This window comes from Hymenobacter swuensis DY53 (assembly GCF_000576555.1).
Classification (GTDB): domain Bacteria; phylum Bacteroidota; class Bacteroidia; order Cytophagales; family Hymenobacteraceae; genus Hymenobacter; species Hymenobacter swuensis.
This window is the reverse complement of sequence record NZ_CP007145.1, coordinates 391,665-418,343: the sequence shown is the minus strand read 5'-3', so window position 1 is coordinate 418,343 and position 26,679 is coordinate 391,665. Positions and strand designations below refer to the sequence as shown.

The following is a 26,679-nucleotide window of genomic DNA, read 5'->3' as shown; positions in this document are numbered from 1 at the left end:
GAACAACTCTAAGTTCTAAGCTCTCAATTCTCAGTTCTAATTACGAAGCGGTTTGCCGGTCGTCAGAATCGACTGAATCCGCTCCAGCGTTTTCCGCTCGCCGGTGAGGCTGAGGAAGGCTTCGCGCTCCAGGTCCAGCAGGTACTGCTCCGATACTTCGGTGGGGCTGCTCAGGTCGCCGCCGCACATGATGTAGGCCAGCTTGTTGGCAATTTTCACGTCGTGGTCGGAGATGTAGCGGCCTTCCTTCATGGCGTGCACGCCGGTCAGGAACATGCCCAGGGCGCCTTTGCCCTGCACCTTGATGTTGGTTTTCTGCAGCGGCTGGGTGTAGCCATCCTCGGCCAGCTCAATGGCGGCGGCTTTGGCCTGGGCCAGTACGCGGTTGGAGTTCACCACCACTTCGTCGCCGCGGCGCAGGAAGCCCAGGTCGAAGGCTTCGTGGGCCGAGGTGGATACTTTGGCGGTGCTCACCGTCATGAAGGCGTTGCGCAGCAGGTTGTACTCCGGCTCGCCTTCCTCGTACTTGAGGGCGGTGCGCAAAGTCATTTCCTTGGTGCCGCCGCCGCCCGGAATCAGGCCCACGCCGAATTCCACGAGGCCCATGTAGGTTTCGGCCGCCGCTACCACCCGGTCGCAGTGCAGGTTCAGCTCGCAGCCGCCGCCCAGGGCCAGGCCGTGGGGCGCGCCCACCACCGGAATGCTGCTGTAGCGCATCCGCATCATGGCCTGCTGGAACTGGGCAATCATCAGGTTCAGCTCGTCGTACTCCTGGTCCAGCGCAAACATGTACACGAGGCCCAGGTTGGCACCGGCCGAGAAGTTCGGCGCGTCGTTGCCTACCACGAGGCCGCGGAAGTCCTTTTCGGCCAGCTCCACGCCTTTCAGCAAACCCTGGATTACGTCGGAACCCAGCGCGTTCATCTTCGAGTGGAACTCCACGTTCAGGATACCGTCGCCCATGTCGAGCACCGAAGCCCCGGCATTTTTCCACAGCACTTTACCCGTGGCGCGCAGGTTATCCAGAATGATGAAGTTCTCCATGCCCGGAATGGCCTGGTAGCTCTTCGACTCGATGTCGTAGAACTGCTTCACGCCCGCTTCGCTCACTTTATAGAAGGCGGTGTGGCCGGCGGCTACCATCTCCTCTACCCACGGCGCTACGGTTTTGCCTTCGGCCTTGGCCAGCTCCAGACCCTTCTGCACGCCCAGGGCATCCCAGGTTTCGAAGGGGCCCAGGTCCCAGCCGAAGCCGGCGCGCAGGGCGTCGTCAATCTTGTAGAGCGAGTCGGTGATTTCCGGAATCCGGTTGCTCACGTAGGCAAACAGGCCCGCGAAGGTCTTGCGGTAGAAGTCCCCAGCCTTGTCTTTGCCGGCGGCCAGCACCTTGAAGCGGTCCGCCAGCTTTTCAATCGGCTTGGTGGCTTCCAGGGTGGCAAATTTCACCTTGGCGCTGGGCTTGTATTCCAGCGTATTCAGGTCGAGGGCTTGAATTTCCGACTTACCACCGGCGCCCTTCACTTTCTTGTAGAAGCCCTGGGCGGTTTTATCGCCCAGCCACTTGTTCTCGGCCATCTTCTTGATGAAGTCGGGCAATTGGAACACGTGCTTGGCTTCGTCGTTGGGCAGATTCTGGGCGAGGCCGTTGGCCACGTTGATCATCGTATCCAGACCCACCACGTCGGAAGTGCGGAACGTGGCCGACTTAGCGTGGCCGATAACCGGCCCGGTCAGCTTGTCCACTTCCTCCACCGTCAGGCCCAGCTCGCTCATCACCTGCACCACGTCCATGATGGCGAATACGCCCACGCGGTTGGCAATGAAGGCCGGGGTATCCTTGGCCAATACCGTGGTTTTGCCCAGGTACAGGTCGCCGTAGTGCATCAGGAAATCCACCACCGACTTGTCGGTTTCCGGCGTCGGGATGATTTCGAGCAGCTTCAGATAGCGGGGCGGGTTGAAGAAGTGCGTACCGCAGAAGTGCTTGCGGAAGTCGTCGGAACGACCTTCCGTCATCATATGAATCGGAATGCCCGAGGTGTTTGAGGTGATGAGCGTGCCGGGCTTGCGGAACTGCTCTACGCGCTCAAACAGGCCCTTTTTGATGTCAAGACGCTCCACTACCACCTCAATCGTCCAGTCGCAGCCGGCAATGTCCTTGAGGTTGTCGTCGAAGTTGCCGGTCTTGATGCGGCTCACGTCCTGCTTGCGGTAGAGCGGCGAGGGGTTGGCCGCCACGGCCGCCTGCAGAGAGGCATTCACGATGCGGTTCTTCACGGCCGGGTTGTCCAGCTTCAGGCCTTTGGCCTCCTCGGCGGGCAGCAGCTCCTTGGGCGCAATGTCGAGCAGCAGTACCTGCACACCGATGTTGGCGAAGTGGCACGCAATGCGCGAGCCCATCACCCCGGAGCCCAATACGGCTACTTTTTTGATGGTACGGTTCATTCGTGGGGAGGAATGAGGTGGGAAGAAATAAGTTTTATGTAAGCTCCAGGCTGTCAGCCACAAGCCGCCAGCGTCTGGTTGAAAGTACTCGTCATGCCGAGTTGTTGCTTCTACGTTTCCACGGGCAATACCGGTGGAAAACAAGAAAGCTATCAGCCAGGGGCCAATAGCTAACCGCTCGGCTAGGCCGGCGACTCGGAGCGCAGGGGTTTCAGTTTGAAGTCGTCGTAGAGGGTTTTGCCCTCAATCATGCCCGTAATCTGAGCTACTACTTTGAAAAACACGTTCAGCTCGCTCTGCGGAATTTTGTCGCGCACCTTCAGGTTGAAGTGGCGCACCGTCTGGCGGGAAATTTCCTTGCCGCGCAGGCCTTCCTCGGTCAGGAAGATGCGCACCGAGCGTTTGTCCTGGGTGTCGGCCTGTTTATAGATGAGGCCCTTTTCTTCCATCGAGCGCAGAATGCGCGTCAGGGAGCGGGTTTCGAGGCCCAGCAGCGGCGCAATTTTGGTAGCGGGCGTGCCGTTTTCCTGGTCGATGTTCAGCAGCACGAAGCCAATGCTCGTGGTGATGTCGTGCTTGGCGGCCTGCGTATTATACATACGCGAAATGGCGTGCCAGGCAACCTTGATGTTATAATCGACGGTTTCTTCGGGAGTCATGGGGAGGTACTGCAAGTCCGGTAAACATACAGAAAACTGTTATGCTTGCATACTAAGTTAGCCAAAAAAATTTGGCACTCCCCTATCCAGCAAGCGGCCCGCCCACCGCAGGGCGGTAGGCGGGCCGGATTGGGCGGCAGCGGCCGGGCTTAGGGCATCGTGAAGCTCACGACGTTGGAAGGCGTGGCGTTGAGGTTGGACGTGACACCATTCGGAGCGTTGGCTGGCACCGCTGCCTCGTAGCGGATGTCGCGTTTAGCGGCGCCGTAGGATATAGCGTACACCGTAGTGCCGCTGGCGAAGCCGGCTGCGCGCAGCGAGCTGATGGAGAAGGCGGAACGCGCCGGGTTGACGTTGGCCCCGCCCCCGAATCTGATTTTATAGTTAGAAGAGCTAACGGTAGGAGTGTCACCGAAGTACGTATCCACGAAGTACCCATCCGGATACTTCTGCGCATTGCACGTTGCGTCCCGCATAATCTCTACTACCTGCATCGACCCGACCATGCTGATACCCTGGAAGGTCAGGGAGTTGACGCGGGTACTGGACATTTGCCCCAGCTCAACATTGCGCGTGGCACTGCGTTGCTGCTCACTCAGCTCTACCGGCGCATAGAGAGTCCCGACGTCGGGGCGGGTGAAGACCAGCGTGTACCTGGCCGCGGGCAGATCGGCCAGCCTGTAGGCACCGGTGGCGTCTGTGGTGGTTGTGCGCTGCTGCGCGCCGCTCCCGACGGTGACGATGACGCCCGCGGCCATCGTGGGCTGGGCAAGCTCATCAACTACGCTCACCTGGCCCGTCAGCGTCGCGAGTGTGGGCGCGGGCACTTCTTTTTCATTATTGCAGGCAGTCAGCAGACCACCGATAACTAGCACTGACAGAGTAACGAAGGGGCGAAACATAGGCGACATAAAAAATAAAGTTAGAGGATGAGGAACTATTCATCCTTTATCTAACACCGTGCCAATTCCCACCAAAACGAACGGCCCGCCCACCGCAACGCGGTAGGCGGGCCGTTCGGGGCCAGGCAGTTGCGGCCGTCGGACCTAGTGGCCGCCGGCGCCGGCCGGCTTCTCGGCGTTCTGGTACAGGCCTTCAATGATTTCTTGGTTGTTCTGGGTGATGATTTTGCGCTTTACCTTCATGGTGGGCGTCATCTCGCCGGTTTCCACGGTCCAGAGCTGGGGCAGCAGCGCAATGCGCTTCACCTGCTCCCACTGTGCGAAGCCGGTGTTGTACTTGTTGACCAACTCGTTGTACATCTTCACCACCTTCTCGTTCTTCACCAGCTCCTCGTTGGAGCAGTTGCAGTCCACACCATTGCGCTTGCACCAGCCCTTTAGGTCGTCGAAGGCAGGGATGACGAGGGCGGAGGCGAACTTCTGACCGTCGCCTACTACCATGCACTGCTCTACCAGCGGCGACTCCTTGAGCTTACCTTCAATGACCTGCGGGGCAATGTACTTGCCGCCCGAGGTCTTGAACATCTCCTTCTTACGGTCGGTGATTTTCAGGAATTTGCCTTCTACCATCTCCCCAATGTCGCCGGTATGGAACCAGCCGTCGGCGTCGAATTCCTTGGCCGTTAGCTCGGGCTTGTTGTAGTAGCCCAGCATTACCGACTCCGACTTAGTGAGGATTTCACCGTCCTGGGCAATTTTCACCTCGGTGTTGTCGATGATAGGGCCTACCGTACCAATCATGTTGTTTTCGGGCTCATAGCCACCCACAGCAATTACCGGCGAGGTTTCGGTGAGGCCGTAGCCTTCCATCACGCGGATGCCACCGGCCCAGAACACGCGAGCCAAGCGCGGCTGAAGAGCTCCGCCCCCGCTCACGATGCAGCGCAAGTTGCCGCCCAGCGCCTCGCGCCACTTGCTGAAGATGAGCTTGTTGGCCAGAGCCAGCTGCGTATTATACAAGAAGCCGCCGTCCTTCTGGTTGTCGTACTTCAGGCCTAGGTTAAGGGCCCAGAAGAATAGGCTTTTCTTGACGCCGGTTTGCTCGTGGCCTTTCGCCACAATCTTATCATATACCTTCTCCAGCAGGCGCGGCACGGTGGTGAAGATTTCGGGCTTCACCTCACGCAAGTTTTCGGCAATGCTTTCCATGCTCTCAGCGTAGTAAATGCTGACGCCATTGAGCAGGTAGATGTGCGTCACCATGCGCTCGAATATGTGGCAGAGCGGCAGGAAGCTCAGGGCCTTATCATTCTCCGTGACGGGCACGAAGCGCTGGGCGTTGCGGCAGTTGCTGAGGATATTGTTGTGGCTCAGCATCACGCCTTTGGGCTGGCCCGTAGTGCCCGAGGTGTAAATCAGCGTGAGCAGGTCGTTGGGCTGCACGGCGGCCTTCAGGGGTTCCAAGTCGGCGGGGTTGCCTTTTTTTCCCAGTTCCAGCAGCTCGTTGAAGTGGCGGGCGCCGCCGACCTCATCGAAGGTAAAAACGTTCTGGGTGGGAATATCTAACCCCTCAGTGGCCTCCTTCACCTTATCATACAGCTTCTGATCTGACACGAAAATGGCCTTCACGCCGGCGTCGGTGAAGATGTACTTGTAGTCTTCCACCGTGATGCTGGGGTACATAGGCACGCTGGTAGCGCCCAGTTGCGCAATCCCAAAATCGGCAAACATCCACTCCGGCCGGTTCATCGAAATGATGGCTACCTTATCGTCTTTGCCGATGCCGAGGCCGCGCAGGCCCAGGCTTACCTGGTTGACTTTCTCAATGACGGTATCGGTGCTGATGGGGGTGTACTGGCCGTTGAGCTTGTAGGCAAAGCAGTCAGGCTTGTTATACTTTTGCTGCAGCTGGGGCAGCAAGTCGAACGTACGGCGGATGTCCATATGGTGGTGGAGACGTTGGTGGGATGGGCAACTGGAGATAAGAACAACAGTAGCCTGCTTACGGCGCCAGGGAGCAAGCCGGACAGGAACTACCGCTTAAATAACTACTTTTTTCGCGGGAAAACTCCTATTGTCTGCAAAACCCCGATAGGGCCGTGGCGGGCTTTTGCGTAGCTTTGTCGGAGTTCGCCCCCTCCGCGCACGATGAATCTGGCCATCTTTTTTGACCCGCTCGCCGAAGAGCTGGTAGCATCCGCCTCCTCTCCCACCACCCTGGCCGGCTACGTCACGCCCTTTCTGGATGCGTTTCCGGACTGGCGGTCAGCTGATCTGGCCCTGATCGGGCTGGATGAATGGCGGGGCAGTGCCGCCGGGACTCCGGTCGCTCATGGGGCCGATGCCGTGCGTCATCACTTCTACCGGTTGCAGAAAGGCACCGGACCCTGCCGCTTAGTGGACCTGGGCAACCTACGACCCGGCCTCACGCTGGAAGACACATATCAGCGTCTGCGCGAAATTATTGCGGCTTTGCTGGAGCACAACACCGTGCCGCTGCTGCTAGGTGGCTCCCACGACCTGGATTATGGTCAGTTCCTGGCGTACGAAACTCTGGATCGGCCCGTATGCTTCGCCACTATTGATGCGCGCGTGGACATGGCCGAACCCGATTCGGCTTTTCCCGAAGACAGCCACCTGCGGCGGATGCTGCTGCACGAGCCCAGCTTCCTGTTCAACTTCGCCCAACTGGCCCACCAGCAGTACCTAGTGGCGCCCGATGTACTGACGGCTCTGGAAAAGCTGCACTTCGAAACGCTGCGTGTAGGCCAGATTCGCGACGATATCCGGCAGGCCGAACCATTATTGCGGCAGGCTGATTTTGTGAGCTTTGATATTGCGGCCCTGCGCTGGAATGATGCTCCCGGCTATTACCCGGCCAATCCGTTTGGGCTGACCAACGAGGAAGCGGCCAAGCTGGCCTGGTACGCGGGCTGCAACGATCAGCTTACTTCGTTCGGCCTTTACGGCTACCGCCCCGATTACGACACGCATGGACTAGCATCCATGGTGCTGGCTACCATGCTCTGGTATTTTGTGGAGGGTTACTATTACCGCCGCCGGGAAACCGATTTCCGCGGCCCCAATTTTGTGCGCTATGCGGCCGGCCTGCACGGACCGCCTGATTATAGTCCGCTGGGAGACAGTGAGCAGGAAGGCCCCGACCGGATTGTGTTCTACAAGTCGCAACAAACGGACCGGTGGTGGATGGAAGTGGTAAACATGACGGGCAGTATGAAACGCATTGTGCCCTGTAGCTACCAAGACTACCTGCACGCGGCACAGGGAGACGTGCCGCACCGCTGGATTCTGACGCAGGCACTGCTGGGTTGATTCGTATTTCGCTTTTTGTTGCTCGCTTCATGGATGACCACTCTTTTACCAACAGTCCGCACAACGAAAAACGGCAAACAGAAAACGACCTCCCTACCTACACCCGCAGCCAGTTGGCTTTGCGCAACGGGCAGGACCGGGACGAAATCTGGGTAGCGTACCACGGCAATATTTACGATGTAAGCCGCTCCCGCCTCTGGAAGCGCGGCAACCACTACGAACACTGGGCCGGCCAGGACCTGACCAAGGAACTGGACCAAGACGCCCCACATACCCCCAATGTTTTTGATAAATTCCCAGTTATCGGGCGGCTGATCTGATCCATCCGGCCGCCTGTTAGTCTGTTTTCCTTTCCCTGTTCTGCCCGTATGAGTACCACTGAAAGTCCTTCCGTTTTCAACAACCTTGAAACCCTTTCGACGGCGGAGTTGCTGGCGGGCATTAACAGCGTAGACCAAACCGTGCCGCAGGCTGTGGCGAAGGCCCTGCCCCAGATTGAGGCCCTGGTAGAAGCCACCGTGGCCCGTTTGGTAGTTGGCGGCCGGTTATTCTACATTGGCGCCGGCACCAGCGGGCGACTGGGCATTCTGGATGCCTCGGAGTGCCCGCCCACATTTGGCGTGCCCCACGGCGTGGTTATCGGCCTCATTGCCGGCGGCGACACGGCAATCCGGAAGGCCGTGGAAAATGCGGAGGACGACGCGGAGCAGGCTTGGCGTGACCTAGAGGGATACAGCATCACTGCGCAGGATATCGTCGTCGGTATTGCTGCCTCCGGCCGGACGCCCTACGTGATTGGCGGCCTGGAACAGGCCCGTCGGCACGGCGTAGCCACGGGCTGCATTGTGTGCAACGCTGATTCCGGGGTGGCGGCCGTGGCGGAGTTTCCGGTGGAAGTAGTGACGGGCCCGGAATTTGTCACCGGCAGCACTCGCCTCAAAGCCGGCACCGCCCAGAAGCTGGTGCTCAACATGCTGACTACCGCCACTTTCATTCGCCTGGGCCGCGTGAAGGGAAACAAAATGGTGGATATGCAGCTCAGCAACGCCAAGCTGGTAGACCGGGGCGAAAAAATGCTGATGGACGAACTGGGTATTGCGCAACCTGAAGCCGCCGCCCTGCTGCGGCAGCATGGCTCGGTGCGGGCGGCGCTGGTGGCGTATAATGATTAAACGCAACGTATGCGCGTCATTCCAGCTTACAGTCCCACCACACTTTGGCTTATTGTTGCGTTGTCTTTAGCGCAAACGGGACTAGTTTATCTTATCCTAAAAATAGAGCCGAGTGATGCGTTGATGAGTCTGGGCGACGGTGGAATTATCCTTTTACCTCTGGCTTTTGTGCTAGTTATCATCAGTATGTCGGCTTGGCGGGCCAAACGTTGGACTCTGGGGGTGTGCGCTTTGCTTATCAGCTTCCTCGGACTGCTTGTTGGCGGTGTGTCTCTTTACCTGCTATTCTGTTGCGGAACATTCTCGTAGCCGAACACATTGCCATTGCTTACCGTTTCGTGTTGTAAGCAATCTGTTTCTCTATGCACACTCTCGAGCCGCATTACGCCTGGCTGGATCAATATCAGGCCAGCGAAGACCCTCGCTCCCCTTTGTTTGAAGCTGAAAACAGTCTCGACAGCTACGTCAATACTATTTACGGTTACTACATTCATCCGCAGTGGGACAGCCTCGACTCGGAGACGCTGTACCTGAAAATCCTGTTCGTGGATTACGACCTGGGTACGGCCGTGCTGGAGTTTATCGGTGAGTGGAACGACGCCATTGAAAACGATATCATGCTGCTCAAGCGTAACATTATCGACCTGATGACGCACGAAGGCATCCGCAAGTTCGTGCTCATCGGCGAAAACGTGTTCAACTTCCACGGCTCCGATGACTCCTATTACGAGGAATGGTTTGAGGATGTAGAAGACGGCTGGATTGCGGCCGTGAACTTTCAGGAGCACGTTATCCGCGAGATGCGCCAGTACAATGTGGATTCCTACCTCAATTTTGGCGGCCAGCTGGACGAGATGCCCTGGCGTACCTATGCCCCGCGCAAGCTATTTGAAATAGTAGACAGCCTATTACAGCGCCGCCTGGGCTAAGCTGATAGCCAAACTTATCAACACTTGGTCCAGTTTCTGGCACCACAAACAAAAAGAGGCTCTCCGCAAGCGGAGAGCCTCTTTTTGCGTCCTAGACGCTGCAGTAATTACTGAGCAGGAGTAGTAGCGGGAGCAGGAGTAGCCTGGCTGGGCTGGGCATCAGCGGCATCTTCCATAGCGTCAGCTTTGGCTTCGGTAGCGTTTTCTACCGAGTCAGCACCAGCTTCGTTGCCAGCAGCTTCCATAGCATCGGCTTTCTCTTCGCCAGCAGCTTCTACGTTGTCAGCAGCTTGCTCCATGTTGTTTTCTTTCTGGCTATCGCACGAAGCGAAGGAGAACGAAACAGCAGCCAGGGCGAGGAACAGTACTTTTTTCATGATCAGGGGGATGTGAGAGATGGAAATTCAGTTGGGAGTAATTGGCCGGCTTTCACCGTCAATCGGAGCTTTATAAGCCGCTACCAGAAAAGGTAACCCGACGATGCTTAACTTTTTTCAGGCTTTTCTTTTATCCTTATTTTTCGCACGCATTGCAACACAAAAAAAGGCTGCTCCCCGCGAGGGAAACAGCCTTTTTTTGTGGGCGCCGAGCGGCGCGCCAGCTTACTTGGCGTCGGTTGCGTCAGCAGCGTTTTCCATAGCGTCGGCTTTGGCTTCGGTAGTGGTTTCTACCGAGTCAGCACCGGCTTCGTTGCCAGCATCTTCCATAGCGTCAGCCTTAGCTTCGCCAGCGTCTTCTACATTTTCAGCCTGAGCTTCCTGAGCGTTTTCGGTTTTGCTGTCGCACGAAGCGAAAGAGAACGAAACAGCAGCCAGGGCGAGGAACAATACCTTTTTCATGATGGGGGATGTAATAGAATGAATGTCAGTTTGAAGAGCTTCGATTTCGTGGCTTATGCTGGAAATCGAAGCTTTATAGAAGTTTCCGCAGAAGGTAACCCGGCTGGCGGAAGAAATTTTCATTTCCACCAGCCCAATCAGTTACCTGCTATTTCTTGCGGAACACGATGCCGATGGGTACGCCGGTAAAGTCGAACTTCTCACGCAGGCGGTTTTCCAGATAGCGGGTGTAGCTTTCCTTCACGTACTGCGGCAGGTTGCAGAAGAAGGCGAATACCGGATTGTGCGTGGGCAGCTGCGTGACGTACTTGATGCGCACCAGCTTGCCCTTCTGGATGGGCGGCGGATACTTCTCAATTTCCTTCAGCATCACCTCGTTCAGCTCTGAAGTCGGAATTTTACGGCGCTTGTTCTCGTACACCTCAATGGCCGTCTCAATGGCCTTGTGCACGCGCTGCTTGGTGAGTACCGACACGAAAATCACGGGCGGATACGCAATAGGCGCAATCTTCTCCATGATTTTGGCCTCGAACTCCTTGGCCGTGTTGGTTTCCTTGTTCTCAATGAGGTCCCACTTGTTCACCAGAATCACGATGCCCTTGCGGTTCTTATCGGCCAGACCGATGATGTTCACATCCTGAGCCTCAATGCCCCGGGTAGCGTCCAGCATCACCACGCAGATATCGGCTTCCTCCAGCGCCCGGATGGAGCGCAGCACGGAGTAGAACTCCACGTCTTCGTGCACCTTGGTTTTGCGGCGCAGACCGGCCGTATCCACCAGCATGAACTCCTTGCCGAAGGCGTTGTAACGCGCCTGGATAGAGTCGCGGGTGGTGCCGGCAATATCCGTCACAATGCTACGGTCGGTGCCCAGCAGCAGGTTCACGAACGAGGACTTGCCCACGTTCGGGCGGCCCACCACGGCAATTTTCGGAATGCCCAGGTCGGGCTCCTCCACGCCTTCTTCCTCGAAGTGGCTTACCACAGCATCCAGCAAATCACCGGTGCCCGAGCCGCTCTGGGAGCTGATGGGGAAAATTTCACCGTCGCCAACGCCCAAGGTGTAGAACTCGCCGGAAGCGTGGGCGCGGGCATTGGTATCGGCCTTATTGGCGATGATGTAGATGGGCTTTTTGCCCTGGTAGCGGCGCAATACGCTGGCAAACTCCTCATCGAGGTGATGCACGCCGGTATCGGCATCTACCATGAACAGCACCACGTCGGCCTCGTCAATAGCCAGCTTTACCTGCTTGTTGATTTCGCCTTCAAAGATGTCGTCGGAGTTGTGCACGTAGCCACCCGTGTCAATCACGGTGAAGTACTTGCCCGTCCAGTCGCCGTAGCCGTAGTGCCGGTCGCGCGTGACGCCCGACTCGTTGTCCATGATGGCCTTACGCTGGCCTACTAAGCGGTTGAACAGGGTGGATTTGCCCACGTTCGGGCGGCCCACAATGGCAATGGTATTTTTCATGCGTCTGACTCCAGCCGCCGGCCCGACCAGTTTCGGCAGTGCCCGGAGTAGTTAAGTGAATGTGAGGTCGGATTTTAGTGCTTAGTTGTTAGTGCTTGGTGCCTGGGCCGTTTTTACTTTCTCTGAACGACCCAGGCACTAAGCACTAACAACCAAGCACCATATATTATTGATTGTACCCGAACCGGCTCAGCGCTTTGGGGTCGGTGCGCCAGTTTTCGTTGATTTTGACGTGGATTTCGAGGAAGACTTTCTTCTGGAAGAACTTCTCCATTTCCTCGCGCGCCCAGGTGCCCACTTTCTTCAGGGCCGCGCCCTGCTGCCCGATGATGATGCCCTTCTGGCTGGCCCGCTCCACGTAAATAATGGAGCGCATCCGGATGATGTCCTCATCCTCCTTGAACTCCTCAATTTCAACTTCGCAGCTGTACGGAACCTCCTTTTTGTAGAGCTTGAAGATTTTCTCTCGGATCATCTCGGCCGCAAAAAACCGCTCGGGCTTATCGGTCAGCTCGTCTTTAGGGTAGTAGGGCGGGTGCACGGGCAGGTAGCCCAGCACCAGATCCAGCAGCTCGCCGGTCCCGAACTTTTCGAGGGCCGAAATGGGCAGCACACGGGTGGCGTTGGGCAGGTGCTCGCGCCAGTACTCTACCTTGGCTTCTACCTCAGCCTGGTCGGCCTGGTCGATTTTGTTGACGAGCAACAGAATGGGGGTATCCACCATCTTGCGCAGGCGCTCCACCACCGGCTCCTCGTCGTGCTTTTCGTAGATGTCGGTCACGAACAGAATCACATCGGCATCTTCCAAAGAAGAGTACACGAACGACATCATGGCGTTGTGCAGCTCGTATTTGGGTTGGATGATGCCGGGCGTATCGGAGTACACCAGCTGGAAATCCTCGCCGTTGAGGATGCCCAGGATGCGGTGGCGCGTGGTCTGGGCCTTGCTGGTGACGATGCTGAGCCGCTCCCCCATCAGGGCATTCATGAGCGTGGACTTGCCCACATTGGGCTTACCGATAATGCTCACGAAGCCAGCGCGGTGCGGGTTGGAAGATGTATTCATTTCAGAATCTGAAATTTGGGCTGCAAAGGTACGGTAATTTTAGGCCATTAGCGGTTAGCTGTCAGCTATTAGCTTCTTTTGCAGGTCGATTTAAAGTCAAAAAGCCGATTTGCCGGTTAATGACGCAATCAACCGATGCTGGAGCTTCTGGCCCGCTGGCTTTTTTCTCCTGCCACCGGCTTGCACTCCGCGGTTAACAGCCAACAGATCAATAAAATGCCTTCTACCTCCCCTACCAACGGCCGCATCGGCGTTCTGCTCGTCAACCTGGGTACGCCCGATTCGCCTCAGACCGGCGACGTGCGCCGCTACCTCAACGAATTTCTGACCGATGGCCGGGTAGTAGACATGCCGGCCGCCATCCGGTATCCGCTGTTTCAGGGACTGGTGGTACCGTTGCGCGCGCCCAAATCAGCCAAAATCTACCAGCAACTCTGGACGGAACGGGGCTCTCCTTTGCTGTTCCACGGCCTCGATTTGCAGAAGCTGGTGCAGGAAAAGCTTGGCAAGAACTACCTGGTGGCCTTCGGGATGCGCTACCAGAACCCCAGCATTGAGAAGGCGCTGCAGGAACTGCGCGACGCGGCCGTAGACCGCATCATCGTGCTGCCGCTGTTTCCGCAGTACGCCTCGGCCAGCACCGGCTCGGTACAGGAGAAGGTGATGGAGATTGTGAGCAAGTGGTGGGTAGTGCCCAGCATCTCATTTATCAGCTCGTTTGTGGAGGTGCCGGGCTTCGTGGGCACGTTCGCCACGCTGGGCAAGGAGGAAATGGCCAAGCACGACTACGACCACGTGGTGTTCAGCTACCACGGCATTCCGGAGCGGCACGTGCTGAAGGGCAGCCACAACGGGCACTGCAAGCTGGGCTCCTGCTGCGCCAGCTACACCAAAAGCAACCGTTACTGCTACCGCGCCCAGTGCTTCGAAACGTCGAGGCAGTTGGGTAAGGCTCTGGGACTCTCGCCCGAACAATACACCACCTGCTTCCAGAGTCGCCTGCAAAGCCGCCTCCGCGACCCATGGCTGCAGCCCTACACCGATGAGGTAATTAAGGAGTTCCCGGCCAAAGGTATCAAGAACGTGCTGGCCTTCAGCCCCGCCTTCGTGGCCGACTGCCTGGAAACGACCATTGAGGTAGGCGAGGAATTTAAGGAGCTATTTGAGGAAGCCGGCGGAGAGCATTGGCAGTTGGTACCCAGCCTCAACACCCACCCGCAATGGGTAGAAACCGTAGCCGACATGCTGCGCCAGCACTAGGCTTTTTGAAGTCAAAGGTGTAAAGTCAAAAGTCAAAGCCCGGCTGTCAGCCTGAGCCTGCGAAGGACCTTATCATGTTGGCACGAGTCGTTATTACGATTTCCGTCCAATTGGAATAAGGTCCTTCGCAGGCTCAGGCTGACAGCTGGGCTTTGACTTTATCCCGTTGACTTGTTACCGAAGCCGGCGCTGGTAGAAGCGGGAGCCATCGTAGCCGGGCTGGTTGTAGAAGTCCGGTTCGGTGGTTTCGGCCAGGGGCAGGTTGAGGGCGCGTAGCATGGCCTGCTCGTACTCCCGGGTAATCTGAATTTCGACGTAGGGCGGATACTCCAGCACGCTCCGGGCCGTGAGCGAAGGCACAAATACGTTGTCGGCTTCTTCGTCGAGAGCAGCTACTCCAATGGGCAGCAGAATATGCCGGTCCCGCTCGTTGATGTTGAGGCTTTCGTCCAGTTCGATATCAAGATAGCGCACCTTCAGAGCATCGGCATCCACAATCAACTCAAACACCTGACCGAATTGCTGACCGTCGGCCCCGCGCACGGCCCAGCCGCGCACATCGGGGTTGCCGTCGGCTACTTCAAACTCGGTTAGGTCGCGCAGGCGGCGCAGGTGCCGGCCCTGGCTGGAGGGAATGGGGTCGGTGGAGGGTTCCATAGAAGCAAAGAAAAAGCAGAGAATAAAGGCCAGGTACGCTTACTGGGGCGGTTCGTTGAGCGCCCGGGCAAGGCGCGCCGCCCGCGTGAAGTAGTCCTGCACCTGCTGCTGCTCGGCGGCCGTGGTAGTACGCCCACTCAGACTCCCAGCCAAAGCCGACAGTTCGCGGGCTTCCGTTTCAAGCGCCGGATAGCTCTGCTGCTGCATAGCCTGAGCCAATGCCGCGGCAGCCACATAGCCGGGGCGCAGGCTGGTACCGGCCTCATCCAGGCGGCTAATAGCACTGGTCAGGTCGTCGCGGCGGGTCTGGATGGCGGGCCGGCGCAGGTCGTCCCGGTCGGCCAGGCTTACCAGGTTGGCCGCCAGCAGGCGCAGCCCCTCGCGGCCATACGTAGGCTGGGCAGCATCGCCCTGGGCGAAGGCCGCCAGCACCTCCGGCGTGGCCGGGGCAGCGGCCAGGTCGGCTACGGCATCGGTGGCCGGACGGGGGCCGGTTTCGGCGCCGGTGGTACTATCTGGCGGGGCGGGTATGCCGGAGCCGGCCGGGGCGGGCACATCGGTAGGCGGCGCGGTTTCGGCCCGGAAAAGGAAGTAAGCCGCCACGGCCAGCGCGGCCAGCACCAGCAGCAGAATCAGCCAGCGGCTGGGAGTTGATTTCTTGCGTTGAATGTTGATGTCGGCCATAGAAGCGGGATGCAGGAAGTAGTTGAAGGTGCCTTACGCGGGCAGACTGCAATATGATGCGGGCTCCCCGTATCGGCAAATCAAAAAACGTCGGTGCCCCGCCTTGCAAGCAAGACGGGGCACCGACGTTTTTTTGGAATTCCGGCTATACTTTCAGCGGCTCCTTGCGGTACATTTTGGCCAGCTGCGTTACGGCGTAATCAACTTCCTCCGCCGTGTTGTACTTGCTCATGGAGAAGCGGATGGTGCCCCGGTTCGGGTCGCAGCCCAGCGCGTTGAGCACGTGCGAGCCGGCGTTGGCACCGCTGGTACAAGCCGAGCCGCCCGAACAGGATATGTGGTTGATGTCGAGGTTGAACAGCAGCATCTCGTTCAGGTCAGAGGGTGGCAGGCTCACGCTCAGCACCGTGTACAGGCTCTGGTCGGATTCGGCTGAGGTGCCGTTGAATTCTACCCCGTCAATTTCGGCGCGCAGCTTCGCCATAAACCGGTCTTTGAGGCCCTGAATGTGCTGCTGATGCGCGGCCATGTCGCGGTAGGCAATTTCCAGGGCCTTCGCCAGCCCCACAATGCCGTACACGTTTTCGGTGCCGGCGCGCTGGTTGCGCTCCTGCGAGCCACCGTGGATGAGGGCATTTACCGTCTGGCCCGAGCGGCGGTACAGGAACCCCACGCCTTTCGGACCGTGAAATTTATGCGCGGACCCCACCAGAAAGTTGGCTTTCAGCTGCTGCACATCGTGCTTATAGTGCCCCATCGTCTGCACCGTATCGGTGTGGAACACGGCATTGTGCTGCGCGCAGATATCACCGATGGCAGCAATATCGTTGAGGTTGCCGATTTCGTTGTTGGCGTGCATCAGGCTCACAAACGTGCGCGGGTGCGTAGCCAGCAACTCTTCCAGATGGGCCAGGTCGAGGCGGCCCTGGGCATCGTGCCGGAGGTAGCTCAACTGCATGCCCTGCTTTTCCAGCGCCTGCATGGTGTGTAGCACGGCATGGTGCTCCAGCGCGGAGGTAATGCCATGGGTAAGGCCCAGCGTGGATACGCTCCCGAAGGCGGCATAATTATCGGCCTCGGTACCGCAGGATGTAAACACGATTTCGGCCGGGGCGGCATTGATCAGGTGCGCAATGGTTTTCCGGGCATTTTCGATGGCCGCCCGCACCTGCCGGCCGTGGCCGTGGATGCTGCTGGGGTTGCCGAAGTGGTTTTGCAGAAACGGCAGCATGGCATCCAGCACTTCGGGGTCCAGCGGCGTGGTAGCGGCGTTATCGAAATACACGTTCATGAGCAGGGCGAAAAGCGGTGAAAACCAATGGAAAGGAAATGGTGCCGCAAAAATAGCGGATTCCGGTGGGCTGCGCCGCCATAAGCCTGCCTAAAAGCGGAGAAGTGAGCCATCTGCCCCGGCCCCGTAGGGCCCTGGCAAACAACTCACTTCTCGTACTAAAAGTAGCGCTACAGCCGCTATTTGCTGATAATCTCCTTGATGTCGCCGATGATTTTATTGGCCAGATGGTCGGCCGTGGCGTTGGAGTCCGACTCGGCGTAGATGCGGATAATCGGCTCGGTGTTCGACTTGCGCAGGTGCACCCACTCTTTGTCAAACTCAATTTTCACGCCGTCGATGGTATTTACCGGCTGCTTGGCGTAACGTTTCTCCATTTCCACCAGCACCTGATCGGTATTGATTTCGGGCGTCAGCTCAATCTTGTTTTTCGAGATAAAGTAGTTCGGGTACGAGGCCCGCAGGCGCGTCATAGTCAGGCCAGTTTTGGCCAGATGACTCAGGAACAACGCAATGCCCACCAACGAGTCGCGGCCGTAGTGCAGCTCGGGGTAAATGATGCCCCCGTTGCCCTCGCCCCCGATGATGGCGTTGGTTTCCTTCATCTTATTCACCACGTTCACCTCACCCACAGCAGCGGCAGCGTATTGCCCACCTTGTTTCTCGGTTACGTCGCGCAACGCGCGGGTGCTGCTGAGGTTGCTCACGGTATTACCGCCGCCGTTCTGCTGCAGCACGTAATCGGCCACGGCTACCAGCGTGTATTCCTCGCCGAACATGGTGCCGTCCTCGTTTACCAGCGCCAGGCGGTCCACGTCGGGGTCCACCACAATGCCGAGGTCGAAGGAGCCTTTTTCCATTGTCTTGGCAATTTCGCGCAGGTTTTCGGGCAGCGGCTCTGGGTTGTGGGCGAAATCACCGGTCGGCTCACAGAACAGCTTTTCGATGATTTCCACGCCCAATTGTTCCAGCAGCATCGGCACGGCAAACCCACCGCAGGAGTTCACGGCGTCCACTACTACCCGGAAATTCTTGGCTTTGATGGCAGCTTTATCCACCAGCGGCAGGGCCAGAATGGTATTGATGTGTTCCTGCAGGAACGTGTCATCGGTGGTGTAGGAACCCAGCTTGGTTACGGGCGCAAAGTCGAAGGCCTCCGAATCACCCAGCGCCAGCACCAGCTGCCCGTCGGTGTCCGAAATAAACTCGCCTTTGTTGTTGAGCAGCTTCAGCGCGTTCCACTGCTTGGGGTTGTGCGAAGCCGTGAGAATGATGCCGCCGCCCGCATTTTTGGCCGGCACGGCCATTTCCACGGTGGGCGTCGTGCTCAGGCCCAGGTCGATAACGTGAATGCCCAGGCCTTGCAGCGTGGCGGCTACCAGCCGGCTCACCATGTCGCCCGACAGACGGGCGTCGCGGCCGATAACGATAGTATTGTTATTGGTTTGCTGCAGAACCCAGGTACCGAAAGCAGCGGCGTATTTCACCACATCGATAGGCGTCAGACCGTCGCCGGCCTTGCCCCCAATGGTACCCCGGATGCCCGAAATTGATTTGATCAGTGCCACAGTATGTTGTGCTATGTTGAAAGTGCGAGAGTCGGCGAAATGAGGCCGCAAAAGTAGCCAACCTGTCCTGCTTTCCCTACGAAAGAATCTACCCGTCTGGATGAAGCCCGGCCTAATCCTATTCGTGTAGCTACCACAAAAGCCGTAAGCCGTTGTATATTTGGCCTAATGGAATATAACACCGCTGCCCGCCGGCCAGCTCAACTGGAAGCCTTCGGTCGCCTGCTCGATGTACTGGACCGGCTGCGTGCCGAGTGCCCCTGGGACCGGAAGCAGACCTTGGAAAGCCTGCGCCACCTCACAATTGAGGAAACCTACGAGCTCAGTGACGCCATCATTCGCCACGATCTGCCCGACCTGAAGAAGGAACTCGGCGACGTGATGCTGCATCTGACCTTTTACGCCAAAATAGCTAGTGAGCAGGGTGCCTTCGACATTGCCGACGCGCTTAACGCGCAGTGTGAGAAGCTCATCTTCCGGCACCCGCACATTTATGGCGATGTGAAAGCCGAGGATGAGGAAACCGTGAAGCGCAATTGGGAACAGTTGAAACTTCAGGAGAAAGGCAACTCTTCCGTTCTGGGTGGCGTACCCTCGTCGTTACCGGCGCTGGTGAAGGCTATGCGCATTCAGGAAAAAGCACGCGGGGCCGGCTTCGATTGGGAGCAGCCGGAGCAGGTCTGGGAAAAGGTGCAAGAAGAACTTTCGGAGTTCGGAGCGGAGTTTTCCGGCCTTCCGGCTACGGAAATCAACCAGGAGCGGGCGGCAGCCGAATTTGGCGACCTACTATTCTCGCTCATTAACTTTGCTCGGCACGCGGGCATCAATCCGGAGGAAGCGTTGGAGCGCACCAACCGGAAGTTCATTCACCGCTTTCAGTATCTAGAAACGCAAGCGGCGCAGGATGGCCACCAGCTACACGAGCTCACGCTGGCCCAGATGGACGTTTACTGGGAGCAAGCGAAAAGGCTACCCGGCGGCAACAGTGAAAGAACGCAATAAAAATAGCCTTTTTTTGAGGTCCACATCGGTTTAAAGCGTTTAAACCCATTTTTCATTTGGCGGCACTCAGGTTTTTTATTTAGGTTTGCCAAGGCTACCCCTGTTTCCAGGAGGGACTTCGCACACGAGCAGACCCACGCTGCTTGCCTCCGGGCACCCAATGCAGCGTGTGGGTGAGCAAAGTTTACTCGTTAACAAGCAGCCAAGCATTTTTCTTTTTTTTACCCGTACGTTCAACCTTTCACCAACAACCCACTAATTCTCCGGAACAATGGAACAAAAGAATGCCATGAACAAGCCTGCGGCCCGGCCCGCCGCTGCTGCCGCGCCTAAGGGCGAGTCCAAGGGCGGTGGTTCATCCTCGTTTGCCGTTATCGCCATCTTGGCGGCGTTTATTGTCAGCGTACTGATCTTCATCTTCATCTTGGGCGACGGTAGCCACTTCCAGGGTGGTAACCACGACAACAACCCCCTCGCCGGTGACTATTTCGGTGTAGTGTACAAAGGTGGTCCGGTAGTACCGGTCCTGATGACCATGTTCCTGTGCGTGTTCATCTTCTCGATTGAGCGTGCCCTGACCATCAGCCGTGCCAAAGGTTCGAAAAGCATCGAAACCTTCGTACGTACCATCCGTCAGAAACTGAACGTGAACGACATTACGGGTGCTATTGCTACCTGTGACCAGCAGAAAGGCTCAGTAGCCAATGTAGTACGTGCCGGTCTGGTGAAATACCAGGAGATGTCCCGTGAGCGCAACATGGAGAAAGACCAGAAAGTACTGGCCATCCAGAAGGAAATCGAAGAATCGACGGCTCTGGAGCTGCCGATGCTAGAGAAAAACCTCGTTATCATCTCGACCCTGGCTTCGGTAGCTACGCTGACCGGTCTGATCGGTACGGTACTGGGTATGATCAAGGCCTTCTCGGCTCTGGCACAGGGTGGTGCTCCTGACGCAGTAGGTCTGGCTAACGGTATCTCGGAAGCTCTGATCAACACGGCACTGGGTATCGGTACGTCGGCTCTGGCCATCGTAGCTTACAACTTCTTCACCAGCAAAATTGACGAGCTGACCTACAGCATCGACGAAGCTGGCTTCAGCATCATTCAGACCTTCGCTGCTCAGCACGGCGAAACCGACCACAGCCACCCTGCTTAATTTTTAGTGCGCTAATGCACTAAAGCAGAGGTTACATCGTTTCTGAATAACGCTACTAAACGACACCAGCAATGCCCAAAGTAAAGCCTCATAGAACATCGCCGTCGTTGGATATGACCCCGATGGTGGACTTGGCCTTCCTGCTGGTGACTTTCTTCATGCTCACCACCAAGTTTGCCCCGGAAGAGGCAGTGGTGGTGGATACGCCTACCTCCACTTCGGAAATTCGCTTGCCGGAGTCACACGTAATTACTATTGCGGTTGACGACCAGAAACGCGTGTTTTTCGGCGTGGATGACGACGCTATCAAGTCCGACTTGCTGACGCAGGTGGGAGCCAAATACGGAGTAAGCTTTACGCCCTCTCAAATTCAGGCTTTCAAAGGCGTAGCATCGAGCTTTGGTACCCCAATCGAGAAACTGCCTGCTCTGCTTAGCCTTGACAGCGAGCAGCGCAAGTTGGTGAAGCAGGAAGGTATTCCCGCTGACTCCACCAACAACCAGTTCATTGAGTGGGTACAGACTGCTCAGGCGCTGAGCCGCAAATCGGCCTATGGCAAAGCCCCTTACGTAGCCATTAAAGGCGACGGCAAGACGGATGTGCCAACGGTGAGGAAAGTCATCAAGCTGATGCAGGAGAAGAACATTAACCGGTTCAACCTCATTACCGACCTGGAAACCAAACCAGTAGCCGGTAAGTAATCCGCACAGACATGGCAGAAATACAACAATCAGGAGGTGATTCCGGTAAAGGCGGGAAGAAACGGGCCAAAAAGATGTCGACCAAAATCGACATGACCCCGATGGTAGACTTGGCCTTCCTGCTGCTCACCTTTTTCATGCTCACGACCACCTTCAGCAAGCCCACCGTAATGGAAGTGGCTATGCCAGTGAAGCCGAAAGCTGATGATCCGGAGCCCCCGGCAATCAAAGAATCCAACGCCCTGACCCTGCTGCTGGGTGAAGACAACAAGCTGTATTATTACGACGGCCTGTTGAGCGCCAGCCAGAAGCCGGAGCTGAAGCTTTCCAACTATGGTGCTGATGGCATCCGGAAAGTGTTGCTTCAGCGTAACACGAACCCCGACCTCGTAGTGCTGATCAAGCCCGACGACAAGTCGGCTTACAAGAACATGGTCGATATTCTTGACGAGATGAATATCACGGGTACCAAAAAGTACGCGCTGGTAGACATTGCGAAGCCCGACCAGGAACTGATTAAATCTTCTGGATTATGATGGACAACGCACAGTTGGCCCAGGCAAGCCTCGACGATATCGTCTTCGAGGGGCGCAATAAGGCCTATGGAGCCTACGTAATCCGGCGGGTATATGGCAAGCACGTAACCCGGGCTGTTCTTATCGCCATTGCTGTTTTTGCTCTTCTGATTGCCTTCCCCTTGGTGGCGCGCATGATGAAGAAGGAAGAAGTGGTAGCTGATGAGAAGATGCTGAAGGTGAACACGCTTGAAGCGCCACCGCTGGATGCCACAAAGCCGCCACCCCCACCGCCGCCGCCGCCAGACGCGCCGCCGCCACCGCCGCCTAAGCTCACCACGGTGAAATTTGTACCGCCTGTTATCAAAAAGGACAACGAGGTACAGAAGCAGGAAGAAATTCCTGACCAGGAAGAGTTGAAGGATAAAGTGGTAGCCAACGAAACCGTGAAAGGCAACACCGACAACCCCGCCGACTTGGCAGGTTTGGAGCCCGGTGAAGGCACGAAAGCGGTAGAGGAAGTGGTAGAAACTAAACCTTACACTTACGTAGAACAAATGCCGGTTTTCCCCGGTGGTGTTGAAGCTTTGCTGGCCTACATCGGCAAAAACATCAAATACCCCGCCATGGCACTACGTAACCAAGTAGAAGGCAAGGTTTTCATCAAGTTCGTAGTTGGTGCCGATGGCAGCGTTACAGGTGCTGAAGTACAGAAAGGTATTGGTGCCGGTTGCGACGAAGAATCGCTCCGCGTTATCAAGAACCTGCCCCGCTTCACCCCTGGCCGCCAGAATGGTCGTCCAGTCCCTGTGTATTACACGGTTCCGGTGACCTTCGCCATCAAGTAAATTTTGCTCTCTGGCTACTGCCGGATGCAACGTAAGCCCCGAGTTGGACGCAAGTCCGGTTCGGGGTTTTTGTTTGTCTATACTTCGATAAAAAAATATAGTCGGCTAACATACTATTGGCCAGTATGCCGACGTTGAATACTTGAAAGCCAGTTGGTAAGGAAGTAGAGAAGGGTTGGTGGCTTCGCGCGTTTCGGGTTTGTATCAGTTCATCGTTCACTTAATCTATCCAGCCCATGACTACAGCCGCTCACACCTCCCTCCCCTCCCTCGATGACATGGTTTTTGAGGGCCGCAATAAGGCCTACGGGGCCTACGTATTGCGCAAAGTCTATGGCCAACATGTTGCCAAAGCCGTAGCTATTTCTATTGCGTTGGCAGTTGTGTTAATTGCCATACCAGTACTGGTGCAGCGCATCTGGCCAGCGGTAGTGGTAGTGCCGCCTATCGTACCCAGCGGGCCGTTTGTAGATATAATGCCTCCGCCTGCCATCACGCCCCCTGCCGCAGTTGACGTGGCTCCGGCGACTCCCACCGTAGTAGTACGCCCTGTCACCATTATTCCAACGCGTATTGCACCGGATGATCAGGTAAAAGATGTGCCTAAAGAGGACGCAATTACCCAACCAGTTGTCGACGGCCCGGTTGTGGTAGGAGATATACCCAAAGTTGGCAATGGAAGTGTAGCGGCCGTTACAGGACCAGTTGGCAATGACACCGCCACCAAGCCCGCTGCCCCGTCAGTAACCCAGCCCTTTGTGCACGTAGAGCAAATGCCCGAATTTATAGGAGGCAATGCCGCGCTCATCAAATACCTGCAGAAGCAGCTGCGCTACCCGGCTCAGGCGTTGCGGGCCAGTGTAGAAGGCAAGGTGTTTATGTCATTTACTGTAAATACCGATGGGACCATCAATGATGTCACTGTTCTGAAGGGCCTGGGCTATGGTACTGATGAGGAGGCCAGCCGGGTCATCAGACAGATGCCGGCTTGGAAACCGGGCTACCAGAACAACCACGCGGTGCCAGTGCGCTACACGCTGCCTATCACGTTTAAATACGAATAGTGCCCAGCGTGCTACATAGATTTTTCTGAATTGGTTTTTCGGAAGTCGAAAAACGGCTGGGATGCATAAACCCAGCCGTTTTTTGGCTTTTTTTGCGCTTTCCGTATTTGGTCCTGCTGTTTCAATACCGGAAGAAATCGAACAAAAGCGTGCTGTTTTCACGTTTAGAAGGTAGTAACCTGCTTTTTCACCTACTATGATTCCTGAACGTCCGACCACCGATGAACGGTTAGGCAACCGAAGCCAACCAACTGTGGTGCGCTACTTTACTTTAATCATGTCGGCTCTGTATGCCTGCGTGGGGATATTCTTATGGTTTTCCCCGGCTGGTCTGTTTGGCCTTACCGATACACCACGACGCTTACTGGCTGCTGTCTTCGTTTTTTACGGAATCATTAGATTTGTCCGCACCTACCAGCAACATTTCAAAAAAAATCAGGATGAAGCGCAGTAATTTTTGGGGTATCGGGGCGGGTTTGCTGTGTGGCTCCTTATTGGCCGGTTGTGGTAGTAACTCGTCCGGCAGCCAGCAGGAGTTGGATACAACCAGCAGCGGCACTATCCAGATTGGCGTGGACGAGACGTTTGCTCCTATTCTGACGTCACAGGTAGACACATTCCAGAAGCTCTATCCCAGTGCCCACATTCAGGCACAGTACAACCCGGAGCTGGACGTAATGCAGGCCTTCCTTAAGGACAGCATACGCCTCGCCATTGTCTCACGCGACCTGACTGCCGACGAACGGGCCACGTTCCAGCGCCAGAAGCTGGAGCCACGCACCATTCGTATCGGGGTTGATGGTGTAGCCATTATCGTACATCCGAGCAATGCCGACTCTTTGCTAACTGTTGCGCAGCTACAGGGCATTTTTGCGGGTAAGCTGACGCAGTGGAGCCAACTCAGCGCGAATAATAAGCTGGGTGCCATTACGGCGGTATTCGATAACAACAACTCCAGTACGGCCCGTTTCGTGCAGGATTCGGTAACCCGAGGCGGGGCCCTTACCAAAGGAGTTTTTGCCTCTAAATCGAACCCGGCCCTGTTGGATTACGTTGCTACTCATCCCAATGCTATTGGGGTAATTGGGGTAAACTGGATAAGTGACCGGGACGACCCCAAGGTTCCGAAGTTTCTGAGCCGCGTGCGGGTAGCTGGTATCAGTCCGAAAGCCAGTGGCTCGGTTCCATCTGATTACGTTCAACCTTATCAGGCATACCTGGCCCAGAAGACGTATCCGCTGCGCCGGGAGCTGTATGTTATCAGCCGGGAAGCACGGGCCGGACTTGGCACCGGTTTTGCATCCTTTCTGGCAGGCAACAAGGGGCAGCTCATCATGCTGAAAGCAGGCCTTATGCCCGCCACCGGCCAGGTACGCATGATTGAGGTAAAGCCCAACTAATGCTGTTTTCTCTTCCTTCCCAAGTCTTTTCACCAAATCTTTTGCTCATGAATCTTAAGCCCTGGAAGCTCACGCTCCTCGCTGCTTTGTCTGTTACCGGTTCGGCCGCTCTTGCTCAGACCACCAGCACTCAGAAAGCTATTGAGCTGGAGCGTTACGGCGAAGCCCGTGCTGCTTTGCTGCGTGCCCCCCAATCGAACGAAACCGCGTTTGAGTTGGGTCGGCTGTATCAGATGCGCGACATGCCGGATTCGGCCGCGTTTTATTTCAACAAGGTTTCTCTGAACCAGAAAGACCCCATGACCATGGTAGCCGCCGGCCGCGCCGCGCTGGCCCAGGGCAAGACTGCCGAAGCTGAAATTCAGTTCGACAACGCGGTGAAGGCCTCGAAAGGGAAAGATGCCAAGGTATACACGATGATTGCGCAGGCCTACGCGGAATCGAACGTAAAAGACGCCACTAAAGCCCTTACCTACGTGAGTGCCGGCGAGAAGCTAGCCAAAGGCAAGGACGATCCGGCTCTGATGATTGCCCGGGGCGACCTTTACCTGAAAAGCGAAACCGGTGGCGGCGAAGCCATGAACAGCTACGAGCGCGCCTCGCTGGCTGACCCCAACAACGTGCAGGCTTATGTGCGCAAAGGCCAGTTGAACATGCGCGCCCGCTCGTATAACGAAGCCAAAACCAACTTCGACAAGGCCATCAGTCTGGATGCTAACTATGCTCCGGCCTACAATGCCTTGGCGGAAACCTATTACTTCGCCGGCCGCTACGACGATGCGCTGGCGCAGTTCCAGAAGTACTCTTCGCTGGCCGAAAAGTCTTCGACGACGGATGCCAAGTACGCTTCATTCCTGTACCTAACCAAGAAGTACCCCGAGGCACTGGCAGAGGTGGATAAAGTTCTGGCTAAAGAGCCTAACAACCTCACCATGAATCGCCTGCGGGCTTACAGCCTGTACGAAACCGGCAAAAACGACGAGGCATTGGCCGCTATGCAGAAATACCTGCAGGTAGCTCAGGCTGAGAATAAGGTGATTACCGAAGACAACGTGTACTACGGTAAGATGCTCATCAAAGGCGGCAAAACGACAGAAGGCGCGGCTATCATCAAGAAAGCCATTGATGCTGACCCCAAGAAAGCGGCTGAACTGCAGAATGAGTTGGCTCAAGCTTACCTGGCGGCTAAAGACTACCCCAGTGCCATCACGGTGCTGAAGCAGCGAATGGCAGCCAACAAAGGCGGTGAGCTTACGGATAAAGTATATCTCGGCCGTGCTTACGAGCTTAACAGCCAGTACGCACAAGCTGACAGCCTATACAGCTTGGTAGTAACTGAGCGCCCGACCTACATCCCTGGCTACCAGATGCGCGCTCGTGCCAATGCAAACATGGATAAGGATTCAAAGCAGGGTCTGGCCAAACCGTATTATGAGCAGTACATCAAAGTAGCTACGGCCGCTGAAGATGCAACCAAGTACAAGTCGGGCCTGATTGAGGCAAACAAGTACTTGGGCTACTATTACTACCAGAAAGGCGACAAAACCGCTGCTCTGCCCTACTGGCAGCAAGCGCTGACGCTGGACCCTAATGACCAGCAGGCCAAAACGGCTGTGAGCGAAATTACCAAGCCCGCTAAAGCCCCGGCCAAAGCTCCCGTGAAGCGCAAATAACTGCCGCTTCTTCAGAATAACGTAAAAAGGGCCGCTACTAATCG

At 56.5% G+C, this 26,679-nt stretch carries 26 protein-coding genes; 14 read left to right on the top strand and 12 right to left on the bottom strand.

Annotated features, from left to right (window positions below; genetic code table 11):
* Positions 1 to 36: 36 nt before the first annotated feature.
* The 4 genes from HSW_RS03285 to HSW_RS03270 form a co-directional block, all read right to left on the bottom strand.
* Positions 37 to 2,445 (bottom strand): 3-hydroxyacyl-CoA dehydrogenase/enoyl-CoA hydratase family protein, encoded by a 2,409-nt coding sequence (locus tag HSW_RS03285; RefSeq protein ID WP_044000817.1) that lies wholly within the window; start codon positions 2,443 to 2,445, stop codon positions 37 to 39.
* Between the two features lie 182 nt (positions 2,446 to 2,627).
* Positions 2,628 to 3,104 (bottom strand): MarR family winged helix-turn-helix transcriptional regulator, encoded by a 477-nt coding sequence (locus HSW_RS03280; protein ID WP_044000816.1) that lies wholly within the window; start codon positions 3,102 to 3,104, stop codon positions 2,628 to 2,630.
* 149 nt (positions 3,105 to 3,253) lie between these two features.
* Entirely contained in the window at positions 3,254 to 4,015 is a 762-nt protein-coding gene (locus HSW_RS03275; protein ID WP_081768236.1) for a carboxypeptidase-like regulatory domain-containing protein, read from the bottom strand.
* A gap of 135 nt (positions 4,016 to 4,150) precedes the next feature.
* Complete coding sequence (locus tag HSW_RS03270) at positions 4,151 to 5,950, bottom strand: AMP-dependent synthetase/ligase (RefSeq protein WP_044000814.1); 1,800 nt, start codon at positions 5,948 to 5,950, stop codon at positions 4,151 to 4,153.
* A gap of 204 nt (positions 5,951 to 6,154) precedes the next feature.
* On the opposite strand from HSW_RS03270, the gene HSW_RS03265 reads away from it, so the two are divergent.
* The 4 genes from HSW_RS03265 (at position 6,155) to HSW_RS03250 (ending at position 9,440) form a co-directional block, all read left to right on the top strand.
* On the top strand, positions 6,155 to 7,339 hold the full coding sequence (locus HSW_RS03265; protein WP_044000813.1) for a formimidoylglutamase: 1,185 nt from the start codon (positions 6,155 to 6,157) through the stop codon (positions 7,337 to 7,339).
* A gap of 29 nt (positions 7,340 to 7,368) precedes the next feature.
* Positions 7,369 to 7,659: a cytochrome b5 domain-containing protein gene (locus HSW_RS03260; protein ID WP_052346062.1), complete on the top strand. Its 291-nt coding sequence runs from the start codon at positions 7,369 to 7,371 to the stop codon at positions 7,657 to 7,659.
* Between the two features lie 48 nt (positions 7,660 to 7,707).
* Positions 7,708 to 8,511 (top strand): N-acetylmuramic acid 6-phosphate etherase, encoded by an 804-nt coding sequence (murQ, locus tag HSW_RS03255; protein ID WP_044000812.1) that lies wholly within the window; start codon positions 7,708 to 7,710, stop codon positions 8,509 to 8,511.
* A 362-nt stretch (positions 8,512 to 8,873) separates the two neighbouring features.
* The gene (locus HSW_RS03250; protein WP_044000811.1) at positions 8,874 to 9,440 is read left to right on the top strand and encodes a hypothetical protein; all 567 of its coding nucleotides are present in this window, start codon (positions 8,874 to 8,876) and stop codon (positions 9,438 to 9,440) included.
* 107 nt (positions 9,441 to 9,547) lie between these two features.
* Here the strand turns inward: HSW_RS03250 and HSW_RS03245 are convergent, their stop codons facing one another.
* The 4 genes from HSW_RS03245 to era form a co-directional block, all read right to left on the bottom strand.
* Complete coding sequence (locus tag HSW_RS03245) at positions 9,548 to 9,817, bottom strand: hypothetical protein (protein WP_044000810.1); 270 nt, start codon at positions 9,815 to 9,817, stop codon at positions 9,548 to 9,550.
* A gap of 225 nt (positions 9,818 to 10,042) precedes the next feature.
* Positions 10,043 to 10,402, bottom strand: a complete 360-nt coding sequence (locus HSW_RS03240; protein WP_052346061.1) for a hypothetical protein — start codon at positions 10,400 to 10,402, stop codon at positions 10,043 to 10,045.
* 25 nt (positions 10,403 to 10,427) lie between these two features.
* Entirely contained in the window at positions 10,428 to 11,750 is a 1,323-nt protein-coding gene (gene der / locus HSW_RS03235) for a ribosome biogenesis GTPase Der (protein ID WP_044000809.1), read from the bottom strand.
* Positions 11,751 to 11,916: 166 nt separating this feature from the next.
* Positions 11,917 to 12,816 (bottom strand): GTPase Era, encoded by a 900-nt coding sequence (era, locus tag HSW_RS03230; protein WP_044000808.1) that lies wholly within the window; start codon positions 12,814 to 12,816, stop codon positions 11,917 to 11,919.
* Between the two features lie 216 nt (positions 12,817 to 13,032).
* Between era and hemH the strand changes: the two genes are divergently transcribed.
* Complete coding sequence (hemH, locus tag HSW_RS03225; RefSeq protein WP_044004053.1) at positions 13,033 to 14,076, top strand: ferrochelatase; 1,044 nt, start codon at positions 13,033 to 13,035, stop codon at positions 14,074 to 14,076.
* Positions 14,077 to 14,250: 174 nt separating this feature from the next.
* On the opposite strand, the gene HSW_RS03220 is transcribed toward hemH, so the two are convergent.
* The 4 genes from HSW_RS03220 to glmM all read right to left on the bottom strand — a co-directional run bounded on the left by HSW_RS03220 (position 14,251) and on the right by glmM (position 18,276).
* Positions 14,251 to 14,733, bottom strand: a complete 483-nt coding sequence (locus HSW_RS03220; RefSeq protein WP_052346060.1) for a PRC-barrel domain-containing protein — start codon at positions 14,731 to 14,733, stop codon at positions 14,251 to 14,253.
* Between the two features lie 39 nt (positions 14,734 to 14,772).
* Positions 14,773 to 15,417, bottom strand: coding sequence for a hypothetical protein (locus tag HSW_RS03215; RefSeq protein WP_044000807.1), 645 nt, complete (start codon positions 15,415 to 15,417; stop codon positions 14,773 to 14,775).
* 145 nt (positions 15,418 to 15,562) lie between these two features.
* Positions 15,563 to 16,708, bottom strand: coding sequence for a cysteine desulfurase family protein (locus HSW_RS03210; RefSeq protein WP_044000806.1), 1,146 nt, complete (start codon positions 16,706 to 16,708; stop codon positions 15,563 to 15,565).
* Between the two features lie 179 nt (positions 16,709 to 16,887).
* Positions 16,888 to 18,276, bottom strand: a complete 1,389-nt coding sequence (gene glmM / locus HSW_RS03205; protein WP_044000805.1) for a phosphoglucosamine mutase — start codon at positions 18,274 to 18,276, stop codon at positions 16,888 to 16,890.
* 168 nt (positions 18,277 to 18,444) lie between these two features.
* Here glmM and mazG point away from each other — a divergent pair, with 168 nt between their 5' ends.
* The 9 genes from mazG to HSW_RS03160 all read left to right on the top strand — a co-directional run bounded on the left by mazG (position 18,445) and on the right by HSW_RS03160 (position 26,635).
* Entirely contained in the window at positions 18,445 to 19,278 is an 834-nt protein-coding gene (mazG, locus tag HSW_RS03200) for a nucleoside triphosphate pyrophosphohydrolase (protein WP_044000804.1), read from the top strand.
* A gap of 289 nt (positions 19,279 to 19,567) precedes the next feature.
* Positions 19,568 to 20,434 carry a MotA/TolQ/ExbB proton channel family protein gene (locus HSW_RS03195; RefSeq protein WP_044004051.1) on the top strand — a complete coding sequence of 289 codons (867 nt, stop codon included), beginning with the start codon at positions 19,568 to 19,570 and terminating at the stop codon, positions 20,432 to 20,434.
* Between the two features lie 71 nt (positions 20,435 to 20,505).
* Positions 20,506 to 21,135, top strand: a complete 630-nt coding sequence (locus HSW_RS03190; RefSeq protein ID WP_044000803.1) for an ExbD/TolR family protein — start codon at positions 20,506 to 20,508, stop codon at positions 21,133 to 21,135.
* 74 nt (positions 21,136 to 21,209) lie between these two features.
* Positions 21,210 to 21,671 (top strand): ExbD/TolR family protein, encoded by a 462-nt coding sequence (locus HSW_RS03185; protein ID WP_394332382.1) that lies wholly within the window; start codon positions 21,210 to 21,212, stop codon positions 21,669 to 21,671.
* Complete coding sequence (locus HSW_RS03180; protein WP_231501346.1) at positions 21,668 to 22,498, top strand: energy transducer TonB; 831 nt, start codon at positions 21,668 to 21,670, stop codon at positions 22,496 to 22,498. Before HSW_RS03185 ends, HSW_RS03180 begins: the two co-directional genes overlap by 4 nt.
* Before the next feature lie 236 nt (positions 22,499 to 22,734).
* A complete protein-coding gene (locus HSW_RS03175) occupies positions 22,735 to 23,562 on the top strand; it encodes an energy transducer TonB (protein ID WP_044000800.1) in 828 nt (275 codons plus the stop codon).
* Positions 23,563 to 23,758: 196 nt separating this feature from the next.
* Positions 23,759 to 24,016 carry a hypothetical protein gene (locus HSW_RS03170; protein ID WP_044000799.1) on the top strand — a complete coding sequence of 86 codons (258 nt, stop codon included), beginning with the start codon at positions 23,759 to 23,761 and terminating at the stop codon, positions 24,014 to 24,016.
* A complete protein-coding gene (locus HSW_RS03165; protein WP_044000798.1) occupies positions 24,003 to 24,962 on the top strand; it encodes a PstS family phosphate ABC transporter substrate-binding protein in 960 nt (319 codons plus the stop codon). The genes HSW_RS03170 and HSW_RS03165 overlap by 14 nt, the downstream gene beginning before the upstream one ends.
* 47 nt (positions 24,963 to 25,009) lie before the next feature.
* Positions 25,010 to 26,635: a tetratricopeptide repeat protein gene (locus HSW_RS03160; protein WP_044000797.1), complete on the top strand. Its 1,626-nt coding sequence runs from the start codon at positions 25,010 to 25,012 to the stop codon at positions 26,633 to 26,635.
* Positions 26,636 to 26,679: the final 44 nt, after the last annotated feature.